We start from the raw sequence: 21,150 nt of genomic DNA, 5'->3' as shown, positions 1-21,150 counted from the left end.
TCCGGCGGGCGGAGGGTGTCCGGCGGGGCGGGACGCCCGGGCGCCGGTCGGGGCCGGTCGGGGCCGGTCGGGGCCGGGGCACCCCGCACCGGTGGGTCAGGGGCGGGGCCAGGGCCGGCCGTCGAGGCGCTCGATGCCGGAGTTGAAGCGCCGCAGGAAGGCGGCGAAGGTCCGGACGTCCTCGGCGGGCCAGTCGGCCATCACCAGGTCGAGGGCGTGGGCGTGCGCCGCGCGGTCCTCGTCGAGCCGTCGGTCGCCCTCCTCGGTGCTGCGGAACTTGCGGGCCAGCCCGCCCGCCGGGTCCGGGATCCGTTCGACCAGCCCGGCCCGGGTCATCGCGGCGGTCTGCCGGTTGAGGGTGGAGGCGTCCAGCCCGAAGGCGTCGCTGAGCTCGCCGATCGACATCGGGCCCTGCATGCGGATCCGGCTGAGCAGGATGTACGCGCTGCGGTCGAGTCGGCTGCCCTGCGGCCGGGCGTCGGCCGGGCTCAGGTAGTGGTGCCGGCTGAGCACCATGTACTCGAACGCCACCTCGTCCGTGGGTCCGCTCATGATGCCGTCTGGTGTCGTCCCGCTCATGATGCCGTCCTTCCCGTCCCTGGCGCCGGGGCCCTGACCTGCGATGTTCGCGCACAGTATGGCAGGCGGCCGCCCGCCGTGATCAATATGCCCGATCAATGTGCACGATACATATAATGTGTAGGATGCATATCCTCCGCCCGTTGAACGGCCCCGAGGAGCCCCGCTGATGGCCGCCCCACAGACCACCGCCCCCGACCGGACCGGGGGAGTCGTCGCCACGCTCGCCCTCACCGGCAGCCTGGCCGCGATCATGCAGACCCTGGTCACCCCGCTGATCGGCGAACTGCCGAAGATCCTGCACACCTCTCCGTCGAACGCCTCCTGGGTGATCACCGCCACCCTGCTGTCCGCCGCCGTGTTCGTGCCGATCATCGGCCGGCTCGGTGACCTGTTCGGCAAGCGGCGGATGCTGCTGGCCTGCTGCGCCCCGCTGCTGGTCGGCTCGGTGGTCTGCGCCCTGACCTCCGCCCTCCTGCCGATGATCGTCGGGCGCGGACTGCAGGGCATCGGCATGGGCGTGGTGCCGCTGGGCATCAGCCTGCTCCGGGAGGTCCTGCCGCCCGAGCGGCTCGGCTCCGCGATCGCCCTGGTCAGCGCCTCGATGGGGATCGGCGGCGGTCTAGGCCTGCCGATCTCGGCGGCGGTCGCCCAGTACGCCAGCTGGCGCGCGCTGTTCTGGGGCGCGGCCGTCCTCACCGCGGCGATCGCCGTGCTGATCCGCCTGCTGGTCCCCGCCCCCGCCACCCGCCCGGCCGGCGGCGGCTTCGACGCGGTCGGGGCGCTCGGCCTGGGCGCCGGTCTGGTCTGCCTGCTGCTGCCGGTCTCCAAGGGCGCCGACCGGGGCTGGACCGACGGGACGACGCTCGGCCTGTTCGCCGCCGCCGCGGTCCTGCTGGCGGCCTGGGGCGCGTGGGAGCTGCGCGTCGCCGAGCCGCTGGTCGACCTGCGGGTGACCGCCCGTCCGCGCGTGCTGCTGACCAACGCGGCCTCCGTGCTGGTCGGCTTCGGGATGTACGCGCAGGCGCTGATCGTCCCTCAACTGCTCCAACTGCCCGCGGCCACCGGGTACGGCCTGGGGCAGTCGATGCTCGCCATGGGCGTGTGGATGGCGCCGTCCGGTCTGATGATGATGGCCGTCTCGCCGCTCGGCGGCCGACTCTCGGCGGCGCGCGGACCGAAGTTCACCCTGGTCGCCGGCGCCCTGGCGATGGCCACCGGGTACGGGCTGTCGATGCTGCTGATCGGCTCCACCTGGGGCGTCCTGGTCGTGACCCTGGTCTGCAACTCCGGTGTGGGCCTCGCGTACGGGGCGATGCCGGCGTTGATCATGAGCGCCGTACCGCTCTCCGAGACGGCCTCGGCGAACGGCTTCAACACCCTGATGCGCTCGCTCGGCACCTCGGTCTCCGCGGCCGTGGTCGGCGTCGTGCTCGCCCAGCTGACCACCACCGTGGGCGGGCATGTGCTGCCCTCCGAGAGCGGCTTCCGGGTCGGACTGCTGATCGGCTGCGGGGTGGCGCTGGCCGCCGCGGCGGTGGCCGCCACCATCCCGGCGCCACCCGCCCGGGCGCTCCCGGAGCCCGCAGCCGGGGAACCGGCGCCCGCCGCCGCGCGGGACGGCGCCCCGGCCTGAGCGCTCAGGCCTGAGCGCTCAGGCCTGAGCGCCCCGGCCTGATCGCCCCGGCCTGAGCGCGCGGGCCGGCCCGTGCCGGGGCGGTGGCGCGGAATCGGCTGACGGGGTGGGGCGGGCTGCGTAGACTCGGTCGCCCTCTGCCCGGACGAGTCCTGGAGCCGTCGCCATGACCCCGCCCCCTCCCGCCCCCAGCATCAGCGCCGGCAGCACCTCCGTGCCGCTGCTGGAGCACACCATCGGCGCCGCGCTCGACCGCGCCGTGGCCGCGTTCCCCGACCGGGAGGCGCTGGTCGACCTGCCGAGCGGGCGCCGCTGGACCTACCGGGAGCTGGCGGCGGAGGTGGACCGGGTCGCGCTCGGGCTGCTGGGGCTCGGCGTCGGGGCCGGGGACCGGGTCGGCATCTGGGCGCCGAACTGCCCTGAGTGGGTGTTCACCCAGTACGCCACCGCGCGGATCGGCGCGATCCTGGTGACCGTCAATCCCGGCTACCGCACACACGAGGTCGAGTACGTGCTGCGGCAGTCGGGGATCCGCACGGTGGTCGCCGTACCGGGCTTCAAGACCTCCGACTACGCGGCCATGCTCGCCGAGGCGGGCCCGCGCTGCCCCGGTCTGCGGGACGTGCTGCTGATCGGCTCGGAGGCGTGGCGCGAGCTGCTGGCGGCGGGGGAGCGCGGCGACCGCGACCGGCTGGCGGCCATCGGCGCGGGGCTGAGCCCCCACGACCCGATCAACATCCAGTACACCTCGGGCACCACCGGCTTCCCCAAGGGCGCCACCCTCTCGCACCACAACATCCTCAACAACGGCCACTTCGTCGGGGAGTTGTGCGGCTACACCGAGGCGGACCGGATCTGTGTGCCGGTGCCCTTCTACCACTGCTTCGGCATGGTCATGGGAAACCTCGCGGCGCTCTCGCACGGGGCCTGCGTGGTGATCCCGGCCCCGGCCTTCGAGGCGGCGGCCACCCTGCGCGCGGTGGCCGCCGAGCGCTGCACCTCGCTCTACGGGGTGCCCACGATGTTCATCGCCGAGCTCAACGACCCGGCCTTCGCGGAGCACGACCTGTCCAGCCTGCGCACCGGGATCATGGCCGGCTCGCCGTGCCCGATCGAGGTGATGAAGCAGGTCGTCGACCGGATGGGCATGCGTGACGTCTCCATCTGCTACGGCATGACCGAGACCTCCCCGGTCTCCACCCAGACCCGCGCCGAGGACCCGCTGGAGCGGCGGGTGTCCACCGTCGGCCGGGTGGGCCCGCACCTGGAGGTCAAGGTGGCCGATCCGGAGACCGGCGAGCCGGTGCCGCGCGGCACGCCCGGCGAACTCCGCACCCGCGGCTACTCGGTGATGCTCGGCTACTGGGACCAGCCCGACCGCACCGCCGAGGCGATCGACGCCGAGGGCTGGATGCACACCGGCGACCTCGCGGTGATGGACGAGGAGGGCTACCTCAACATCACCGGCCGGCTCAAGGACATGGTGATCAGGGGCGGCGAGAACGTCTACCCGCGCGAGATCGAGGAGTTCCTGCACACCCACCCCGACGTCCTCGACGTCCAGGTCATCGGCGTGCCCGACGCCAAGTACGGCGAGGAGCTGATGGCCTGGATCCGCCTGCGCCCCGGCGCGCCCGACCTGACCGCCGAGGCGCTGCGCGCCTACTGCACGGGCCGGATCGCCCACTACAAGGTGCCGCGCTATGTGCACCTGGTGGACGAGTTCCCGATGACGGTCACCGGGAAGATCCGCAAGGTGGAGATGCGCGAGCAGGCCGTCGAACTGCTACACCTGGACGGCGCGGCGAGCGTCGAACACGCCTGAGCCGATGTCGATCGCGCGGGCTCGGTACTCGGCGTGCTCGATGCCGAGGCCCAGTGGTGCCGCCCTGTGGCCCGTCATCTGCCGCCATATTGGTTGGGATTTCGCTCCACCGTGCGTGAAGCATCGCCCAACGTGGCTCGCGGATCGTCGCCGCAGTAGTTCAGAAGAACAGGGGTGTGGTGGAGAGCGGGATAGCCGTTCTGTGCTTTTGATCCCAGGTACGCGTGCAGCTTTTCATCGAATTCTGATTCGACGGTCGCATTGAGGTCCGAGCACTTGCTTTCGTCCGTGAGCGGCGTGCTGTCCGCGGGGCGTGGCGATGCGGGTGGGGCAGTCCCATCGGCGTTTCCGAGGACTTCGTCCACCGCCGGTCCGAGCCCGGTGTCCGGATTGCTCCGACAGAATTCTCCCAAGTGGTACGCGAGAGTGAACGACTCGTCGTCGTACTGCATGACGAATATTTCTTGGGCGATTTGACTCGTCGTGTTGTACCAAGCGCAAGACTCGCTGACCGAAAGCCTTTCGTCCTGAATGCTGGTACTGCCACTCGCAGGCGGCGGGCTCGTTGGCGCCGATATGTCGGCGGAATATGGCTTGGCGGACGGTCCGCTCCATATGCCCAGCACGAGGCTCGAGAGGGCCAGCCCTGTTCCGATCATCTTGTTCATGCTTGGTCCCGCCAGGGGGTGATTTGAAAGTAGCTGATCGTAAAGGCTGGAAGCTATTTCTCCAATCTGGCATCGCCCCACGCGCCATAGCAGTAAGTGGGAGTATCTACCGTCGCCGTGTATGTGACTGCGATCTTCAGGCGTAGGGCATCGCCGACATCGAGACTCAGGTCCTGTGACTGCCCGAGGTGGAGAACCACCCGGGTGGCTGACCTGCCGTCGATGAAGACCTCGAACGTCAGGACCGCATCAGCGGGAGAGTCGTCGCGAACGCCGACCGTGGCGTGGAAGGTCTGCCATGAGCGTTCGAGGTTGTACTCGGCCTCGTTGGTCGGAATGGAGCTGCGATCTGTGCGGAGTGAGACACTGCGTGCGTAGTTCCTGCCGTTCACGGCGGCGGGGCCGGTTTCGACGCCGTAGGAGGAAGCCAGCGGCTCGGTCTCGCTCAGGTACTGCGCGCCGGTTGCCGGAGTGGAGGGCGAACCCGACCCGGGGTCCGATGCGGTGGAGGTGACGGTTGCACTGGACGGAACCGTCGTCACCGTGACGGTCTGGGTCGCCGTGACTGCAGCAGTCGATGTGTGTCCGCCCGATGACGATCCGCCGGCGCCACACGCGGTCGTCGCGAGGGCGACCATACTGGCTGTAAGAACGGTTATCGCGGTACGCGCCGGTGGTCTACACCGTGCCGACAGTCTTCGCGGCCCTCGGGCCGACTGCATCCGCTTCTGGGGGGCAGGCGGCGCCGGAGCGTGTGGTGGCGGGGGCGGTATGGTCGGCGGTGACACCGGAGAACGATTCTCCGCCGCGGAGCCCATGGGCCAGATCTTGCTGCGGAGGATTTCCACCAGTACGAACGCCATGGTTGCCATGGCGCAGAACAGGCCGAATCCCAAGGGCCAGCCATGGGAAAGACCCAATATCAGGCGCTGACCGCTTTGGTGCTGCTCAGAAGAATTGAGGTTTGCCAAGGTTCCTCCAGCCGTTAAGGCGTCGCGCCTTCGAGGAGGGAAAGCGGCAGAGCCACCTGGCCCCGCGGTTCCGCTTCAGCACAGCTCTTTTTCAGCATCTTGGAATCAAGGTGCCACCGCAACTTCGGCTCGTGTCGGCAACGTCCCAGAGGCGGAGGGCCATCGACTTGAGCAACGAGATTGCGTCAACCCCTTGGCGGGGGCAAGGAGCCGTCTGCTGCCACGCTGTCTCTCCGGCAGGGTGGGGACTCGCGAGGGCCTGGTTCTGTGGGCGGCCCGCCGTCCGTCGCGCGGAGCGGGTGGACACCCAGGGTTGCTGTACGGGTGCGTCGAGTGAGGGATAGGATCGTGGGCGAACCAGTTGGTCGATGAGTCGATGAACGGTGCGATGCGCGGCCCCTTCGGAGCTTCGTTCGACCCCCGGTGGCCGGCCTCGCCGTACCGGGAAGGGGAAATCTCATGGTTACGACAGTCGGGACGGGTTTCACCACCGCGTTCTCCTGGATCGGGCGCAACGCGGACGGCCGGCTGGAGGCCTTCGTCCGTGGTGCGGACGGCGCCCTCCAGCACATCTGGCAGTGGTCTCCGGACGATGACGAGAACTGGTCGCGGTGGGAGTCGCTCGGCGGCAGCCTGACGGGCAACCCGGTGTCCGCGCCGGATGCCGACGGCAGGCTCCAGGTCTTCGTCCACAGTGGCGAGGACGCCACCCTGCGGCACATCCGGCAGGGGACCGGCGGCGTCGGGGGCTGGACCAGGTGGGAGTCGCTCGGCGGTGCCATGGTGGGCGATCCGGCGGTCGCCCAGAACGACGACGGCCGTCTGGAGGTGTTCGTCCACAGCACGGGGAACGAGGTCCAGCACATCTGGGAGACCGCCGCCGACGGCCCCTGGTCGTCCTGGGGGACGATCGAGATCAACAACGTCGGCGACCCCGCGCCCGCCCCGGACGCCGACGGCCACCTGGAGGTCTTCACCCGCGACGGCGACGGCGAGGTCGAGCACGCGTGGCAACGCCCGCTCATCAACGGCTGGAAGATCGGCAGACTGCTCGGTGGTGGCAATGTGGCCGGCGATCCGGCGGTGGTCCAGAATGCCGACGGCCGGCTGGAGGTCTTCGCGCGCTTCACCGACGGCACGCTCTGGCACATCTGGCAGACCGCCCCCAGCAACGGCTGGACGGGGCGGTGGGAGTCGCTCGGCGGCAGCCTGAGCGGCGATCAGGCCGTCGCCCGGAACAACGTCGGCCTGCTGGAGGTCTTCGGCCGGGGGACCGACGGTACGCTCCAGTACGCCGGGCAGCAGCCCGCCGGCCGCGGGTGGACGCACTGGGCGTCGCTCGGCGGCACCCTGGCCGGGGACCCGGTCGTCGCCCGGAACGCGGACGGCAGCCTGGACGTCTTCGCGCTGTTCCCCGACGGCACCGTCCAGCACAACTGGGAGTCCAGCCCCGGTGACTGGTCCGGCTGGCGGTCGCTCGGCACGCCCTGACGGACAGGGCCCGACGGGCCCGACCCCGGGCAGCGAACATGCCCGGGGTCGTGGCGGCCGGCCGTCAGAGCGCGGCGACCTCGGCCCGCAGCGCGGGCAGCGTGCCGTACATCGTGCCGCCGGGGCAGTCGGTGGCGAGCCAGTCGCGGTGACCGCTGATCAGGTCGACCGGCTTGGTCACCCCGTTGACCGGGTTGACGAAGGTGACGTGGGCCTGCGGGTCGAGCCCGTGGGCGCGGGTGATGTGCGCGAGCAGCAGGGCGAGCGAGTGGCGGGCCTCGGGGGTGGCGTCCTGGGTGTTCAGGGTGCCGAGCAGGGCGACGCCGAGGTTGCCCGAGTTGAAGCCCGCGGTGTGGAAGGCGGTCACCACCTTGCCGTTGGCGTCCTCGGCCGGGATGCCGTCGTCGCCGGACCAGCGGCCCTCGTAGATCCGGCCGGCCTCGTCGATCAGGAAGTGGTAGCCGATGTCGCCCCAGTCCTGGGTGACGGCGTGGTACTCGTAGATCGCCCGCACGGTGGCGGCCGGGTCGGCGTCCCCGTTCGGGGTGTCGGTGTGGTGCACCGTCAGGGTCTGCAGCGGGTAGTACTTGGCGGGGGAGTTCTCCACGCCGTTCTTGAAGCGCTTGGACTCGTCGGCGCCCCACGCGGCGCGGCTGAGGTACTCGACGCCGCAGAAGGTGGCCGGCGCGGTCGCGGAGGGCGCGGCGGTGCGGGCCGGGCCCGCGGTGGTGTCGAGGGCGGTGGAGCGCAGGTTGGCGGCACCGTCGGGCAGCCGCAGGTCGTAGCCGACCGCGCCGCCGGCCGGGACCAGTACGGCCGCGGCCGGGGCGACGGCCGCCTTGCCCACGACGTCGGGGCCGCCCGCGCAGCCGGCGGTGATCGGCTGCCAGGCACCCGGCCCGGTCTCCTCGTGGTGGAGGCGGATCGCCCCGCCGCGCCGGGGGCCGTCCCAGCTGATCCCGACGTAGTGGATCGGGAAGTCGGTCCGCACACCCGCGGCCGCGCGCCCGGCGGCCGACCGCGCCCGGGTGGCCGGGACGGTCACGGTCCGGGCGGCGGCGGGAGCGGGAGCGGCCGGGGCAGCAGGCGCGGCCGGGGTCGGAGCGGTGGGCGCGGCGGCCTGCGCGGCCGGGGCGGTGGCGAGCGCGGCGGCGGTGGCGCCGATCGCGGTCACCAGCGTGCGGCGGCTCACGGTGGAACTGGGGTTGGACATCGGGATCCCGTCTCGAAGCAGGGGGGAAGCGCGGTCTGACTGATCAACGGATCAACTGATCAGGAGTCGATCATGAATGTACCCAAATGATCGTTTCTGATGGCAACCCTAAGTCTCCGTTGCCCGAACGGGCAGCCCACCGCCGGCTACCCGAGGACCCGCCGGGCCGCCGCCGCCCGCGCTCCCACCGGTGCCCCGGCGCGCGCGAGTTCATCGAGATAGAGACAGACATCGGCCCGCACCGCGCGGGCACCGGGCACCGCGAGGAACGCCCGCGCCAGGTCCACCGGCCCGGCGTCCCCCGCGACCAGACCGTGCAGCAGCTTGCGCACCCCCGCCTCGAACGGGTCCTGCGGATCCTCGTACGGGCAGTCCAGGAAGGCCTCCCAGGCCTCCGCCGCACCGGCCGGCCCCTCCGTCAGCAGCCGCAGCACCGCCACCTCCACCAGCACCGGCGAGGTCGCCGCCACCTCCGGCGTCAGCGCCTCCAGCGCCGTCCGGGCCTCGTCGAACCGCCCGGCGTGCCGGTACGCCGCCGCCAGCGCGCAGTGCACCGCGACGTCCGCCGGGTCCCGGGCGAGCACCGCCGACAGATCGGCCACCGCCTCCGCCGGACGCCCGGCCTGCCGGTACGCCTGACCGCGCTCGGCGAGCGCCCAGGTGTAGTCCGGATTCCGGGTGACGGCGGCCGTCAGATCGGCGATCGCCTCCTCCGCCAGGCCCGCCTGCCGCCGGGCCTGGCCCCGGGAGCCGAGCGCCCAGGCGTCGTCCGGTTCGAGCGCCAGCGCGGCGCTCAGATCGGCGATCGCCTCCTCCAGGTCACCCGCCAGCCGGTGCGCCTCGCCGCGCAGCGCCAGCGCCCAGGCGTACTCCGGGTCGATCGCGAGGACGGCGGTCAGGTCCGCGATCGCCTCGTCCAGCCGCCCGGCCTGCCGGTACGCCTGCCCGCGCGCCCGCAGCGCCCACACGTCCGAGGGGTCCAGCAGCAGTGCCGCGGTCAGGTCGGCCACGGCCTCCGCCGGGCGCCCGGCCTGCCGGTGCGCCTCACCGCGCTCCGCGAGGGCCCAGGCGTACTCCGGATCCAGCGCGAGCGCCGCCGTGAAGTCGGCGATCGCCTCGTCGAACCGGCCCGCCTGCCGGTGCGCCTCACCGCGCTCGCCGACCGCCCAGGCATACTCCGGGTTGAGCGCCAGCGCGGCGGTGAAGTCGGTGACGGCCTCCTCGATCCGGCCCGCCTGCCGGTGCGCCTGGGCACGCGAGCCCAGCGCCCACGCGTGCTCCGGATTGAGCGCCACGGCCGCCGTGAAGTCGGCGATCGCCTCCTCGGGCCGGCCCGCCTGCCGGTGCGCCTCGCCCCGCTCGGCGAGCGCCCAGGCGTTCTCCGGACCGAGCTCCAGGGCGGCCGTCAGGTCGGCGATCGCGTCGTCCAGCCGGCCCGCCTGCCGGTAGGCCTGGCCCCGCGAACTCAACGCCCAGGCGTCGCCGGGATCCAGCGCGAGCGCGGCCGTGAAGTCGGCGACCGCCTCGCCCAGCCGGCCCGCCGTCCGGAACGCCTCGCCGCGCTGGGTGAGCGCCCAGGCGTACTCCGGGTCGAGCAGGATCGCGGCGGTGAGGTCGGCGACCGCCTCCTCCAGCCGCCCGGCCAGCCGGTGCGCCTGACCGCGCGAGCCCAGTGCCCAGGCGTCGTCCGGGTCGAGCGCGAGCGCCGCCGTGAAGTCGGCCATCGCCTCCTCGGCCAGCCCCGCCAGCTGACGGGCCTCGCCGCGCCGGGACAGCGCCCACGCGTACTCCGGGTCGAGGGCCAGCGCCGCCGTGAAGTCGGCCAGCGCCTGCTCGTGGTGGCCGTGCCAGTTGAGCACCCGTCCGCGGTAGGCCAGGGCCTGCGGCAGGTCGGCGGCGATCGCCACGGCCTGGTCGAGGTCGGTGAGGGCCTCGTCGTCGCGGTCCTCGACGAAGTGCTGGTAGCCGCGATGGGTCAGCGCCCAGGCCCGCACCCGGACCGGCAGTCCGGGACCGGCGAGCACCCCGAGGGCCGCCAGGGCGGGCTGCTCGCCGCCGGCCGCCGCGTGGATCCGGCGGGCCCAGCGGGTCAGTTCGGCGTCGTCGCTGTCCTGCGCGGCCTGGCTGAGCATCTCCGCCCACGGGGCGAGCGCGTCCGGCGCGTCCCCGGCGGTGCGCGCGGTGTGCTCCAGGGCGAGGGCCAGATGGACCAGCGGGTCCGCGCACAACTGGTGGTAGGTCTCGTTCAACAGGTGCCGGCGCCACCGCGGGTCGGTACCGCGCCGCGCCGCCGGCAGGTACTGCTCGACCGCCGTCCGCCCGGCGGCGTGGTGCTCGGCGAGGCGGCTGTGCGCGGCCGTCCACTCCCGCGGGGTGTGGATCCGGCGCCGGCGCACCATGCTGGTGCGGACCACCGCGTGGTACTGCAGGAAGTCGCCGCGCCCGGTGACGAAGGGCTGCGCCGACAGCCAGTCCCAGACGGCCGGTTCGGCGTCCGGCACGGCGCAGGCGAAGAGGTCCCGGTTCAGCTGCAACGGGAGCGCGGCGGCCAGCACGGTGTCCCGGCGCTCCTGCTCGGGGATCCACTGCAGGAAGCGCACCACCGCCTGGTCGACCATGTCGGCGCCGACGTCCGCGACCTCCTCGACCGCGCCGGGGTCGGCGGCGGCGAGCAGCGCGACCAGCAGGGGCAGCCGCATCGACATCCGCAGCACCGCGTCGACCACCAGCGGATCGGTGACCCCGCGGGCCGTCAGCAGGTCACGGGCCTCCTGCTCGGTGAACACCTCCAGCGGCACGTCCACCAGCACCGGCCGCCACGGCGCCCACTCGCGCTCGGCGAGCTCGTCGCGGCCGGCCAGGACGAACACCACCTCCAGCGGCAGCGGGCCGAACGCGTCGTCCAGGATCTCCCGCAGCCAGCCGTCGAGATAGCGGCCGGTCAGCTCCCAGGTGTCGAGGAACAGCACGATCCACGGCCGCCCGCCGTGGTCCCGGCCGTGCTCGCGGTCCCGGCCGTGGTCCCGTCCGTGCTCCCGGCCACGGTCCCGGTCGCAGAGCCGGGCGAGCTCGGTGACGAAGGCGCGGCTGAGCGCCGACTCCTCGACGTCACCGCCGCGCCGGCGCTGACGCACCCCCGCGATGAGGCGCTCGGCGCCCTGGGCCACCGCGTCCGGGTTCGCCATGGCCGCGACCACGCCGGCGCCCGGCAGCACCGCGGCCGCCCCGAACGCCGCCTGGGTCACCAGCCGGGTCGGCAGCGAGGCGCCCTCCCCGCCCGGAGGCTGCTCCGGCTCGCGGTCGGCCGCGGCCTGGAGCGAACGCCGGTACTGCTCCAGCGCCTTGTCGAACTCGCGCAGCGGGCCCGCCTGTTCGGCGAGTTGCCGGGCGAGCGCGGCGAGCGCCGTCTCGACGCCGTGCACATCGGTCTCGTCGACCAGCGCGGTCAGCGCACCGGCCCGCCGGGCCGACTCGCGCCACTGCGCGAGCAGCGTGGACTTGCCGACCCCGCCCACCCCGCGCACATGGAACAGGAAGTCCGCCGGGTCCGGCCCGGAGTCCGGATCGGGATCGCGGGCGAGGTTGTCCGCGAACAGCGCCAACTGCGCCCTTCGGCCGATGAACTGCGCGCCGGTGCGCTGACGCACCGCCTCCGCACGCGACAGACGCCTCCGTGCCTGTGCCATGCCACCCCCTGCCGCCCCACCCGACGGCACCACCGACCACGTGTCCGGTGCCGCCGGTGCCGCTGTCGTGAGGACGACCGTAGTGAATCGGCCCCGGGGTTGTCCTGCTTTCGGCTATCTGTTGTGTGCAGGACGTGATCCGACGGTCACACAGCGATCGGGTGGACGCCGCCCGGGTCGCTACGGGGAGGGGACGACCGTGATCTCGAAGCGGGCACTGTTGTCCGCCGGCGTCGGGTCGCCCGGCAGGTCGGCGTCGACGGTGCCCTCCAGCACCCCGGCCGGCATGCCGGATGCGACCGAGATCCGCACCTCGGCGGCGACCGCGGCACCCGGCGCCAGCCCGGCCGGGACGGTGCACGCCACGGTGTGGCCGTGCGGCAGGGTGTGGCAGGCGGCTGCGGGGGACGTCCCGGAGCCCACCACCCCGGGCGGCAGGTGCACGTACAGCGTGAACGGCTCGGCGGTGGCGGCGTCACCGGTGTTGATCGCCACCGGATGCAGCAGGGTGGTGCCGCCGTCGGCCACCGGGGCGGGGTTCGCGGCCGCCACCGCGAGGTCCGCGCCGGGGCAGCCGGTGGCGGCGGCCGCCGGTCCGGCGGCCAGCACCACCGCCGCGCACGCCGCCTGCACGGTCCTGGACAGCAACGGTCGGGACATCAAGGTTCGGGACATCGCGGTCACCCGTCTCCTCCGGTGTGCGCCGGCCGGAGCCCCGGACGGCGGCAGGCCGGGCCCGGCCGTGCCACGGCCAGCATCGGCGCCCGGCCGGTCCGCCGGGGCGGGACACGGCGGCGAACCACCCGGACGGGTGGTGTCGGCGGGGGCGACCCGCCGTCGGGGCGCGGAGCCGGGCCGCGCGGGTCCGCGTCGGCGTCAGTCCTTCCGGGCCGCGCCACGACCCCGGTGGAGGAGGCGCTCGCGCGGACGCCGGCGGAGTGCCGGTCCGCCTGACCAGGCGGCGCGCCGCGGCCCGCCCGGGCGCGTCGGGGTGCAGTGCGGGGGCGTACGGCCGGACGGGCCTGCCGGTGTCACCCGCGGGGCGTACGTTCTCACCCGTTCGCCCGGTTCGGGTTGCGGAAAGGCCCGACTTTCCACGTTCGTGTGCAAACGTGTGTGCCGCCCGGCCGTCCTCGGAGTCGGCCGGCCCAGGCTATTGACCATCCATCAAGGAGAACCTGAGATGTCGGTTCGTGGAAAGCTCCGCCAGTTCGCCGTGATCGCGACCGTCGCCGCCGCGGCGGCCGTGATCGCGCCGACCGCCGCGGTGGCGCACGGCGGGAGCCCGCAGCCCTCCGCCTCGTCGGGCCTGCAGGCCGGCAACGCGGCGGTCGGCCTCGTCGGCCCGCGTGCCAACTGGCTGCAGTGGTTCGACCGTTCCAACGGCTGATCCCGCGCTCTTCGCGCCCCGGAGCCCTCGGCTCCGGGGCGTTCGCGTGCGCGGGGGTGCGCGTGCGCGGTCCCGCTCGCGTGCGCCGGGGTGAGGTCCGTGAGGGGTGGACTCCCCGGCACTGGGCCCCTCGGAGGACGCTGCGGAGTGTTGCGCCGGACCGGGGCCGGAGCGTCCGCCCATAGTGCGGTCATGACCTTCTCCCGCACCAGGGCACTCGCGGCTGCCGTCCTCACGGCCGCGACCCTGACCTCCGTCGCCCTGCCCGCCGGGCCGCCGGCCGCCGCCCGGGCCCTCGTCAAGACCCCCACGCCCTCGCACGCCTGTGTCCGCTCGGACCCCGACGCCGACCCCCGGGCCCGCGAGGTCCTCGACATCGCCCGGCAGGTCCGGGGCGAGCTCGACCTGAAGTCGGTCCTCCTGCGCGTCACCGTCGACGGCCACGAGGTCGTCACCGGCGCGCTCGGCGAGTCCATGACCGGCGTGCCGGCCGAACCGGCGATGCACTTCCGGGCCGGTTCGGTCGCCTTCCCGTTCCTCGGCATCATCCTGCTCCAGCTCGCCGAGGAGGGCCGGATCGGCCTGGACGACCCGGTCGCCCCCTGGCTGCCGGACCTGCCGCGCGCCCACGAGATCACCCTGCGGATGCTCGGCGACACCACCTCCGGGCTCGCCGACTACGTCACCGACCAGGCCTTCCTGGACGAGCTCGCCGCCGAGCCCTTCCGGCACTGGACCCCGGAGGAACTCGTCGGGTTCTCCACCAGCCAGAAGTTCTGGTACGACCCCGGGACCAACTGGAGCTACTCGCACGCCAACTTCGTACTGCTCGGCGCGGCGCTGGAGCGGATCACCGGCACCCGCCTGGACCACCTGCTGGAGCAGCGGATCTTCGGGCCGCTCGGCATGCGCCAGACCGTCAACAGCTTCACACCCGACATCCCCACCCCCGTGCTGCACGCCTTCACCGCCTCGCGCGGCACGTACGAGGAGTCGACCTTCTGGAACCCGTCCTGGACCACCGCCCCGGGCGCCGTCCTGATCAGCGACGTCTGCGACCTGACCCGCTCCATCGAGGCGGTCGGCACCGGAGCGCTGCTCTCCCCGGAGTCCTTCCGCACCCAGCTGAACCCCGGCACCGTCGGCCTGCCCGGCCCGGTGAACGGCTGCCCGAAGGACGTCTGCCTGCCGCAGACCGAGGCCCAGCACTTCGGCCTGGGCGTCATCATCGACAAGGGCTGGGTGCTGTCCAACCCGTCGTTCTCCGGCTACGCCGCGATCGAGGCCTACCAGCCGGACGAGCGCCTGGCGATCGCCGTCAGTACCACCCGGGGCTGCGCGGCTCCGGACCGCAACACCGCGCAGGACATCGCCCGCCTGATCGCCGACCGGCTCGCGCCGAACCACCCGCTCTAGGAGCGTTCTCCGACTGACGCTCCACCCGGGCCCGCCGCACCGTCAGGAGGCGGTCGGCGGGCCGGTGTCGGCGACTACCGGGGGGCCGGCTCGGGGTCGGTCGCGAGTCGGGCGTGCAGGTGCTCGTCGTGGTAGGTCCCGTCGCCGAAGATGTGCGAGGCCCGCAAGGTGCCCTCGGGAAGGTAGCCGCAGTTCAGGGCCACCCGGCAGGAGGCCCCGTTGCCCACCGCGTGGGCGATCTCGATCCGGCGGGCGCTGGCCGTGCGGAACGCCCAGCCGGTGACGGCGTTGGTGGCCCGGGTGATCACACCCCGGCCGCGTCCGGCCGGCGGCGCCCAGTAGCCGATCATCGCCAGGCCGTCCGCGCGGTCGGTCCAGCGCACGTTGACACAGCCCAGCAGGGAGCCGTCGGCGGCGTCCAGTACGGCGAAGGGGGCGGCAGCGCCCCGGTCCCAGCCGTCCTCGCGCGCCTCCAGCCAGGCCAGGGCGGCGTCGCGGTCGCGGGCCGCGAGCGGGTTCCAGAGGGCGATCAGCGGGTCGGCCGCGGCGGCGATCAGGCCGTCCAGCAACGGGCCGGACCCGGCGTCCTCGCGCCCCCACGGCCGGAGCACCGCGTCGTCCAGGTCGATCGTGGTGCGGCGGAAGGTGCGCGGATCGGTGGCGTCCGGGTGCGCGGCCGGGGGAGTGGGAGTGCTCATGGGCGCTTTCCTATCGGGTCGTCAGGCGCGCCGCCAGCGGTTTTCCGCCCGGCGGCTCCCCGGTACGTGTGCGTGCCGTCCATGACGGTCGGCGGCATGGCGGCGGAAGCCTCGTCCGTCTGTGGTGTGTGACATGGCGTCAAAGGGGTGATCGCCGGGCGTCGCGGTGCTACGGTCGGATCATGTCCAAGGCCGAAATCGACCAGCTGACCGCCGAGTTCTTCGGGGCGTTCGACAATCGGGAGGGCCGGGGGGCCGACGTGGCCCGCCTCCGGCGGCTGATGCTCCCGCAGGGGGTGATCGTCAGCACCCGGCCGACCCTCACGGTCTACTCCGTGGAGGAGTTCATCGAGCCGCGCGAACGGCTGCTGTCGGACGGGCGGCTGGTCGGGTTCTCGGAGTGGGAGACCTCCGAGCGGACCGAGATCGAGGGGGACGTCGCGTCGCGCTTCGGCGAGTACCGCAAGTCCGGCGTCCTCGACGGCGAGGCCTACGAGGGCGGCGGGACGAAGACCATCCAGTTCGTGCGGACCCCGGAGGGCTGGCGGATCGCGGCCCTCTCCTGGTGCGACCGGGTCTGAGCCGGTTCCCGGCTCCTGGTTCCCGGCTCCTGGCTCCGGCCTCCTCGCCTGTCCGGCGTACGACGAAGGATTCTGTGAACAAGACCGATCTGATGGCGAAAGCGCCCTCGATCGCGGCCGCCATGGCCGCCGCCGACGTGAGCGCCGACATCCAGCTGGCCCAGACCCGCTACCGGGCCGCACTCGTCTCCAACTGGGGCATCCCGGCCGGAGCGTCGGTCCTGGAGGTCGGCTGCGGACAGGGCGACATGACGGCGGTCCTCGCCGAGGCCGTCGGCCCGCGGGGCCGGGTGGTCGCCGTCGACATCGCGGATCCGTCGTACGGCGCCCCGGTCACGCTGGGGCAGTCGGCGGAGCACCTCAAGGCGACGCCGCTGGGCTCCCGGATCGACTTCCGCTTCGGCGTGGACGTCCTCGACGAGGCGGTCGCCTTCCCCGACAACGGGTTCGACTACGCCGTCCTGGCGCACTGCTCCTGGTACTTCGCCTCCCTGGATCAGCTGCGGGAGATCCTCGCCCGGGTCCGCCGCTGGTCGCGGAACCTGTGTTTCGCCGAGTGGGACCTCGCACCCCGCTCGGCCGACCAACTGCCCCACCTGCTGGCCGTCCTGATCCAGGGACAGATCGAGGCCGGCGGGTCGAGAGGCGAAGGCAATGTGCGCACGCCGTTCTCCCGGGAAAGCCTGCTCCGGGTCCTCCCGGCGACAGGCTGGGCCCCCGTCCCGGGGCAGGCCGTGGACACGACCGACCTGCAGGACAGCGACTGGGAGGTGGACGCCTGCACGTCGCTGCTCGACGACGTCGACCGGATGGCCGAGCTGCCGCAGGCGGTACGGGACTTGGTGCTGAGCCAGGCGGATGTGCTTCGGTCCCTGGCGAAGGAGCGCGGCAACACGCCGCTGTCGGCCTACTCGCTGACCGCCCGCTGACCGCTCGCTGAGCGGACCGGTCGGGGCGGGGCGTCAGTGGGGTCGGCGGCCCGGCCTTCGACCTCCTGGCCGACACCACGCCCCCGCCGACCGGCGGCCCCTCGTCGGCGCCCGGCTGACGGCATGGCAGCATCCCGGATGTGGTGATCTACGACGAACGACTCTCCGTCCCACTGCGCTGGTGGCTGGCCGCGCTGGCGGCCGTCGCCGGGCTCACGGCCGCCCTGCTCCCGCTCTCCCCGCTGCTCGCCGCGGCCGGCGGCACGATTCTGCTGCTGGCGCTCGCCCCGGCGTTCGGTAGCTACGGCGGCGTGCGGATCCGGGTCTGCGACGGCGTGCTGGTGGCCGGACCGATCGTCCTGCGCGGTGAGCACGTGGGTGCGGTCGAGATCCTGGACGAGGCCGCCGCCTTCGCCTGGCGCACCCGCCTCGCCGGCCCCCGGGCCCGCCTCCTCATCCGCAGCTACCTCCCGCGGGCGGTCCGCGTCGAGGTCGCCGAACCCTCCCTGCTCTGCCCCTACGTCTACCTCTCCACCCGCCGTCCCACGGCCCTCGCCGCCGCCCTGACCGAGGCCCGCGACCACTGCACCAGCCCGGCAGCCGGCTCGCGCTGACGCCTTCCCACCGTCGCCCTCCACGGCGCCCGGGGCCGCGGGCGCGCCGGGCCGCGCTCTTTGGCGCCCTCCCCGGCGAGCGCTGCGTGGGCGGGCCGATGGGAAGGGCCCTCCCCGTGAGTGACGGATGGGACTGGTGGTGCTGGTGCGCGTACAGGTGTTGGTGGGGTTCGGCGTGTACGGGGTGTTCTGGGGTACCTGGGGCGCGCTGGTCCCGGAGATCCAGCGGCGGGCCGGGGTGGACGACGGCGAACTCGGCGTCGCCGTCCTCATGATCGGCTTCGGCGCGCTCGGCTCGATGCGCCCGGCGGGCGCGGCCGTGGACCGCTTCGGCCGCTCGGCCGTCGCCGTGATCGTCCTGCTGATGGCGGTGGCCGCACCCCGCCCCGGGCGCGACTGGCGGCGGGCGCCCGTCACGAACCGGCCGCTGCTGGCGCTCGGGGCGCTGTGCGCGCTCGCGTACCTGGTCGAGAACGCCTGGCAGAGCTGGAGCGCGGTGATACTGCGCTCCGTGTTCCACACCGGCTCCGGTGCCGCTGCCGCCGGGCCGGTGGTGTTCGCGGCCTCCGCCGCCGTCGGCCGCCTGGCCGGGCACGGGCTCACGGCCCGGCTGCCGCAGCGGCACCTGCTGGCCCTGGGCGCGGCGGTGGCGGCCGTCGGCACGCTGGCCGCCGCGCTGGCGCCGGGCGTGCGGTCGATGCTGGTCGGCCTCGTCGTGGCGGGCCTGGGCACCTCCGTGTGCGCGCCCACGGTCCTCTCGCTGGCCGGGGAGCGGGCCCGCCCCGAGGGCCGTTCGTCCGCCGTGGCCGTCGTCGCCTCGCTCGGCTACGGGGGGTGCCTGCTCGGCCCCGCCGTGGTGGGCCTGACCGCCTCCGCGGCCGGCCTGCGGGCGGCCCTCTGCGGCGTCGCGGCGGTGGCGGCGGCCCTGGCCCTCGCCGCCCTGCTGCCCGGCCCCCTCACCGCGGACGCCGAGGGCTGAGCGCGCGCCCGCAGCATCACGAAAACAGGCTGCCCGGGCCAGAAGCGCCTGACCGTTCCGCAGTGTGGCTCTGGCTGATGTGCGCGATCCTGGACTTGAGCAGCCCCCATGCCGGCAATTCGTGCCCGTGCGGCCGGGACGAGGGCCAGCCGGCTGAGACGGGCCGCTGCCCCGTCGTGCCCGACCGCGCGCCGCGATACGGACGCACCTGGCGCAACCGGCGGCCCGAGCGGAGGTCATACGGCTGATGAGCGGCATCGAGGACGAGTCGGCAGGAGCGCGGGACACGACCGAGGGCCGCGTCTACACCGTCACGGGCGGCGACTGGGGCGAGGTGGTCGAGGCCGTCGGCCGGGCCGACGACGAGCGGATCATCGTCAACATGGGTCCGCAGCACCCGTCCACTCACGGTGTGTTGCGGCTGATCCTGGAGATCGACGGAGAGACGGTGAAGGAGGCCCGCTGCGGCATCGGCTACCTGCACACCGGCATCGAGAAGAACATGGAGTTCCGCAACTGGGTCCAGGGCACCACCTTCGTGACCCGGATGGACTACCTGGCCCCGCTGTTCAACGAGACCGCGTACTGCCTGGCGGTGGAGAAGCTGCTCGGGATCACCGACGACGTCCCGGAGCGGGCGAGCGTGATCCGGGTGCTGATGATGGAGCTCAACCGGATCTCCTCGCACCTGGTGGCGCTGGCCGCCGGCGGGATGGAGATCGGCTCCACCACGCTGATGGTCTACGGCTTCCGTGACCGCGAGGTCATCCTCGACATCTTCGAGCTGGTGACGGGCCTGCGGATGAACCACGGCTACGTCCGGCCGGGCGGCCTGGCGCAGGACCTGCCCCCGGGTGCGCAGGACCAGATCCGCGAGGGCGTGAAGCTGCTGCGCTCGCGGCTGCCGGAGTACGACAAGCTGGCGACCAACAACCCGGCCTTCAGGGCCCGGCTGGTCGACGTCGGCTTCCTGGACCTGGCCGGCTGCCTGGCGCTCGGCGCCACCGGCCCGATCCTGCGGGCCACCGGCCTGCCGCACGACCTGCGCAAGACCGAGCCCTACTGCGGTTACGAGAACTACGACTTCGAGGTCGCCACCGCCGACACCGCGGACTCCTACGGCCGGTTCCTGATCCGGCTGGAGGAGATGCGCCAGTCGCTGCGGATCGTCGAGCAGTGCCTGGACCGGCTGGCCCCGGGCCCGGTGATGGTGGCCGACAAGAAGATTGCCTGGCCGGCCCAACTGGCCGTCGGCCCGGACGGGTTGGGCAACTCGCTCGACCACATCCGGAAGATCATGGGCGAGTCCATGGAGGCGCTGATCCACCACTTCAAGCTGGTGACGGAGGGCTTCCGCGTCCCGGTCGGCCAGGTCTATGTGGGGGTCGAGTCCGCCAGGGGCGAGTTGGGCGTGCACGTCGTCTCCGACGGCGGCACGCGGCCGTACCGGGTGCACTTCCGCGACCCGAGCTTCACCAACCTGCAGACGATGGCCGCGATGTGCGAGGGCGGGCAGGTCGCGGACGTCATCGTCGCGGTGGCGAGCATCGACCCGGTGATGGGGGGCGTGGACCGCTGAGAGCCGTCGCACCGCGGACGCGCCGGCGGACGGGCCGGACGCGGACGACAGGTGCGACGGCCCCCCTGGGCACCGACACCTCAGAACTCGCCCCCAGCACCCCGGTCGACGTCGTCCAGCGTCTCGCCGAACCGCCCCAGCGCCTCCGCCGGCCCGCAGCCGAAGGCGCGGCCGATGTACTCCCAGGTCATCAGGTTGCTGCGGGCCTTGCGGCCGGCCAGCAGCGCGGTCGAACCGGCGGCCCGCTCGAACCGGGCGGCCGCACGGGCGGCGGCGTACGGCCGGCTTTCCGTCAGGTCGCAGATCCGGTCCACCAGCGCCGCGACCAGTTCCTCGACCTCGCGCGGCACCACACCCTCGGCCAGGTCGACGTGCCACTCCCAGTCCGCGAACGGCCCGGTGGCCTCGCCCACCGCCTCGGTCGCCCCGTCGTCACCGAAGTCCAACGGGTGCACCCGCTCACCCCGCCAGCCGCAGCTGCAACCACCGCGCACCGCAGTGGCCCGAGGACCGTCCGCACCGTTGTAGAGCCACCAGGTGGTGCGCCCGTCCGGCAACGGCGCCGGCTCACTGCCGTCCGCCAACACCGCCGCCGGGAAACCCTGGTGGCGCTTGCTCTCGTCAAACCATGGCATGCCGTGTCCCTCGCGTCTCTGGAATACAGCACCAGGGTTCTCGGCCTGTGACGCAGTGTCAAGGCTTGGCGACAACCGGTACGACCCGTAGCTCAAGGGGGCGCGCACCAGCCGCCGCACGCCGGGTCGGAGGTGCTCAGACGACTCGGTGATCCGCTCGATCCGGGTGATCGTCCCCTCCGTCATCGGACGTTGAGGTGGGCGGCGGCGGGCCGGCCCCCGGCGCCGTCACGCGGACCTCGGCCGGTCGGCCACCGTGA

At 73.3% G+C, this 21,150-nt stretch carries 18 protein-coding genes; 10 read left to right on the top strand and 8 right to left on the bottom strand.

Annotation, left to right across the window (positions count from 1 at the left end):
- Positions 1–96: 96 nt before the first annotated feature.
- Entirely contained in the window at positions 97–552 is a 456-nt protein-coding gene (locus ACFP3U_RS06720; RefSeq protein WP_380224339.1) for a MarR family winged helix-turn-helix transcriptional regulator, read from the bottom strand.
- Positions 553–748: 196 nt separating this feature from the next.
- Here ACFP3U_RS06720 and ACFP3U_RS06715 point away from each other — a divergent pair, with 196 nt between their 5' ends.
- Entirely contained in the window at positions 749–2,215 is a 1,467-nt protein-coding gene (locus ACFP3U_RS06715; protein ID WP_380224288.1) for an MFS transporter, read from the top strand.
- A gap of 166 nt (positions 2,216–2,381) precedes the next feature.
- Positions 2,382–4,040: an AMP-binding protein gene (locus tag ACFP3U_RS06710; RefSeq protein ID WP_380224287.1), complete on the top strand. Its 1,659-nt coding sequence runs from the start codon at positions 2,382–2,384 to the stop codon at positions 4,038–4,040.
- A 74-nt stretch (positions 4,041–4,114) separates the two neighbouring features.
- On the opposite strand, the gene ACFP3U_RS06705 is transcribed toward ACFP3U_RS06710, so the two are convergent.
- Together ACFP3U_RS06705 and ACFP3U_RS06700 are read right to left on the bottom strand one after the other, a co-directional pair.
- Positions 4,115–4,708 carry a hypothetical protein gene (locus ACFP3U_RS06705; RefSeq protein WP_380224286.1) on the bottom strand — a complete coding sequence of 198 codons (594 nt, stop codon included), beginning with the start codon at positions 4,706–4,708 and terminating at the stop codon, positions 4,115–4,117.
- Between the two features lie 53 nt (positions 4,709–4,761).
- Complete coding sequence (locus ACFP3U_RS06700; protein ID WP_380224285.1) at positions 4,762–5,346, bottom strand: NPCBM/NEW2 domain-containing protein; 585 nt, start codon at positions 5,344–5,346, stop codon at positions 4,762–4,764.
- Between the two features lie 792 nt (positions 5,347–6,138).
- Between ACFP3U_RS06700 and ACFP3U_RS06695 the strand changes: the two genes are divergently transcribed.
- On the top strand, positions 6,139–7,170 hold the full coding sequence (locus ACFP3U_RS06695) for a PLL family lectin (RefSeq protein WP_380224284.1): 1,032 nt from the start codon (positions 6,139–6,141) through the stop codon (positions 7,168–7,170).
- A gap of 64 nt (positions 7,171–7,234) precedes the next feature.
- Here ACFP3U_RS06695 and ACFP3U_RS06690 read toward each other — a convergent pair whose 3' ends face one another.
- From ACFP3U_RS06690 to ACFP3U_RS06680, 3 genes are all read right to left on the bottom strand, one after another.
- Positions 7,235–8,383 (bottom strand): peptidoglycan recognition protein family protein, encoded by a 1,149-nt coding sequence (locus tag ACFP3U_RS06690; RefSeq protein ID WP_380224283.1) that lies wholly within the window; start codon positions 8,381–8,383, stop codon positions 7,235–7,237.
- Between the two features lie 146 nt (positions 8,384–8,529).
- Positions 8,530–12,030 (bottom strand): tetratricopeptide repeat protein, encoded by a 3,501-nt coding sequence (locus ACFP3U_RS06685; protein WP_380224282.1) that lies wholly within the window; start codon positions 12,028–12,030, stop codon positions 8,530–8,532.
- Between the two features lie 219 nt (positions 12,031–12,249).
- Entirely contained in the window at positions 12,250–12,744 is a 495-nt protein-coding gene (locus tag ACFP3U_RS06680; RefSeq protein ID WP_380224281.1) for a hypothetical protein, read from the bottom strand.
- A 508-nt stretch (positions 12,745–13,252) separates the two neighbouring features.
- Between ACFP3U_RS06680 and ACFP3U_RS06675 the strand changes: the two genes are divergently transcribed.
- Positions 13,253–13,459 (top strand): hypothetical protein, encoded by a 207-nt coding sequence (locus tag ACFP3U_RS06675; RefSeq protein WP_380224280.1) that lies wholly within the window; start codon positions 13,253–13,255, stop codon positions 13,457–13,459.
- A 192-nt stretch (positions 13,460–13,651) separates the two neighbouring features.
- Entirely contained in the window at positions 13,652–14,875 is a 1,224-nt protein-coding gene (locus ACFP3U_RS06670; RefSeq protein WP_380224279.1) for a serine hydrolase domain-containing protein, read from the top strand.
- Between the two features lie 74 nt (positions 14,876–14,949).
- Here the strand turns inward: ACFP3U_RS06670 and ACFP3U_RS06665 are convergent, their stop codons facing one another.
- Positions 14,950–15,573 carry a GNAT family N-acetyltransferase gene (locus tag ACFP3U_RS06665; protein WP_380224278.1) on the bottom strand — a complete coding sequence of 208 codons (624 nt, stop codon included), beginning with the start codon at positions 15,571–15,573 and terminating at the stop codon, positions 14,950–14,952.
- 182 nt (positions 15,574–15,755) lie between these two features.
- On the opposite strand from ACFP3U_RS06665, the gene ACFP3U_RS06660 reads away from it, so the two are divergent.
- The 5 genes from ACFP3U_RS06660 (at position 15,756) to ACFP3U_RS06640 (ending at position 20,255) form a co-directional block, all read left to right on the top strand.
- Positions 15,756–16,154, top strand: coding sequence for a nuclear transport factor 2 family protein (locus ACFP3U_RS06660; RefSeq protein WP_380224277.1), 399 nt, complete (start codon positions 15,756–15,758; stop codon positions 16,152–16,154).
- Between the two features lie 74 nt (positions 16,155–16,228).
- The gene (locus tag ACFP3U_RS06655) at positions 16,229–17,083 is read left to right on the top strand and encodes a class I SAM-dependent methyltransferase (protein ID WP_380224276.1); all 855 of its coding nucleotides are present in this window, start codon (positions 16,229–16,231) and stop codon (positions 17,081–17,083) included.
- Positions 17,084–17,223: 140 nt separating this feature from the next.
- Complete coding sequence (locus ACFP3U_RS06650; protein WP_380224275.1) at positions 17,224–17,697, top strand: DUF3093 family protein; 474 nt, start codon at positions 17,224–17,226, stop codon at positions 17,695–17,697.
- 127 nt (positions 17,698–17,824) lie between these two features.
- Positions 17,825–18,676 carry an MFS transporter gene (locus ACFP3U_RS06645; protein WP_380224274.1) on the top strand — a complete coding sequence of 284 codons (852 nt, stop codon included), beginning with the start codon at positions 17,825–17,827 and terminating at the stop codon, positions 18,674–18,676.
- 247 nt (positions 18,677–18,923) lie between these two features.
- Positions 18,924–20,255: an NADH-quinone oxidoreductase subunit D gene (locus ACFP3U_RS06640; protein WP_380224273.1), complete on the top strand. Its 1,332-nt coding sequence runs from the start codon at positions 18,924–18,926 to the stop codon at positions 20,253–20,255.
- 80 nt (positions 20,256–20,335) lie between these two features.
- Here ACFP3U_RS06640 and ACFP3U_RS06635 read toward each other — a convergent pair whose 3' ends face one another.
- Positions 20,336–20,890 (bottom strand): hypothetical protein, encoded by a 555-nt coding sequence (locus ACFP3U_RS06635; protein ID WP_380224272.1) that lies wholly within the window; start codon positions 20,888–20,890, stop codon positions 20,336–20,338.
- Positions 20,891–21,150 lie beyond the last annotated feature (260 nt).

This window comes from Kitasatospora misakiensis, from assembly GCF_042656005.1.
Classification (GTDB): Bacteria; Actinomycetota; Actinomycetes; order Streptomycetales; family Streptomycetaceae; genus Kitasatospora; species Kitasatospora misakiensis.
The sequence above is the reverse complement of the archived record's forward strand: the minus strand, read 5'-3'. Positions and strand labels throughout refer to the sequence as shown.

Coding starts and splice junctions, on each gene's coding strand:
- ACFP3U_RS06720 (WP_380224339.1), bottom strand. CDS start 552: ATGAGCGGACCCACGGACGAGGTGGCGTTCGAGTACATGGTGCTCAGC.
- ACFP3U_RS06715 (WP_380224288.1), top strand. CDS start 749: ATGGCCGCCCCACAGACCACCGCCCCCGACCGGACCGGGGGAGTCGTC.
- ACFP3U_RS06710 (WP_380224287.1), top strand. CDS start 2,382: ATGACCCCGCCCCCTCCCGCCCCCAGCATCAGCGCCGGCAGCACCTCC.
- ACFP3U_RS06705 (WP_380224286.1), bottom strand. CDS start 4,708: ATGAACAAGATGATCGGAACAGGGCTGGCCCTCTCGAGCCTCGTGCTG.
- ACFP3U_RS06700 (WP_380224285.1), bottom strand. CDS start 5,346: ATGGTCGCCCTCGCGACGACCGCGTGTGGCGCCGGCGGATCGTCATCG.
- ACFP3U_RS06695 (WP_380224284.1), top strand. CDS start 6,139: ATGGTTACGACAGTCGGGACGGGTTTCACCACCGCGTTCTCCTGGATC.
- ACFP3U_RS06690 (WP_380224283.1), bottom strand. CDS start 8,383: ATGTCCAACCCCAGTTCCACCGTGAGCCGCCGCACGCTGGTGACCGCG.
- ACFP3U_RS06680 (WP_380224281.1), bottom strand. CDS start 12,744: ATGTCCCGAACCTTGATGTCCCGACCGTTGCTGTCCAGGACCGTGCAG.
- ACFP3U_RS06675 (WP_380224280.1), top strand. CDS start 13,253: ATGTCGGTTCGTGGAAAGCTCCGCCAGTTCGCCGTGATCGCGACCGTC.
- ACFP3U_RS06670 (WP_380224279.1), top strand. CDS start 13,652: ATGACCTTCTCCCGCACCAGGGCACTCGCGGCTGCCGTCCTCACGGCC.
- ACFP3U_RS06665 (WP_380224278.1), bottom strand. CDS start 15,573: ATGAGCACTCCCACTCCCCCGGCCGCGCACCCGGACGCCACCGATCCG.
- ACFP3U_RS06660 (WP_380224277.1), top strand. CDS start 15,756: ATGTCCAAGGCCGAAATCGACCAGCTGACCGCCGAGTTCTTCGGGGCG.
- ACFP3U_RS06645 (WP_380224274.1), top strand. CDS start 17,825: ATGGGACTGGTGGTGCTGGTGCGCGTACAGGTGTTGGTGGGGTTCGGC.
- ACFP3U_RS06640 (WP_380224273.1), top strand. CDS start 18,924: ATGAGCGGCATCGAGGACGAGTCGGCAGGAGCGCGGGACACGACCGAG.
- ACFP3U_RS06635 (WP_380224272.1), bottom strand. CDS start 20,890: ATGCCATGGTTTGACGAGAGCAAGCGCCACCAGGGTTTCCCGGCGGCG.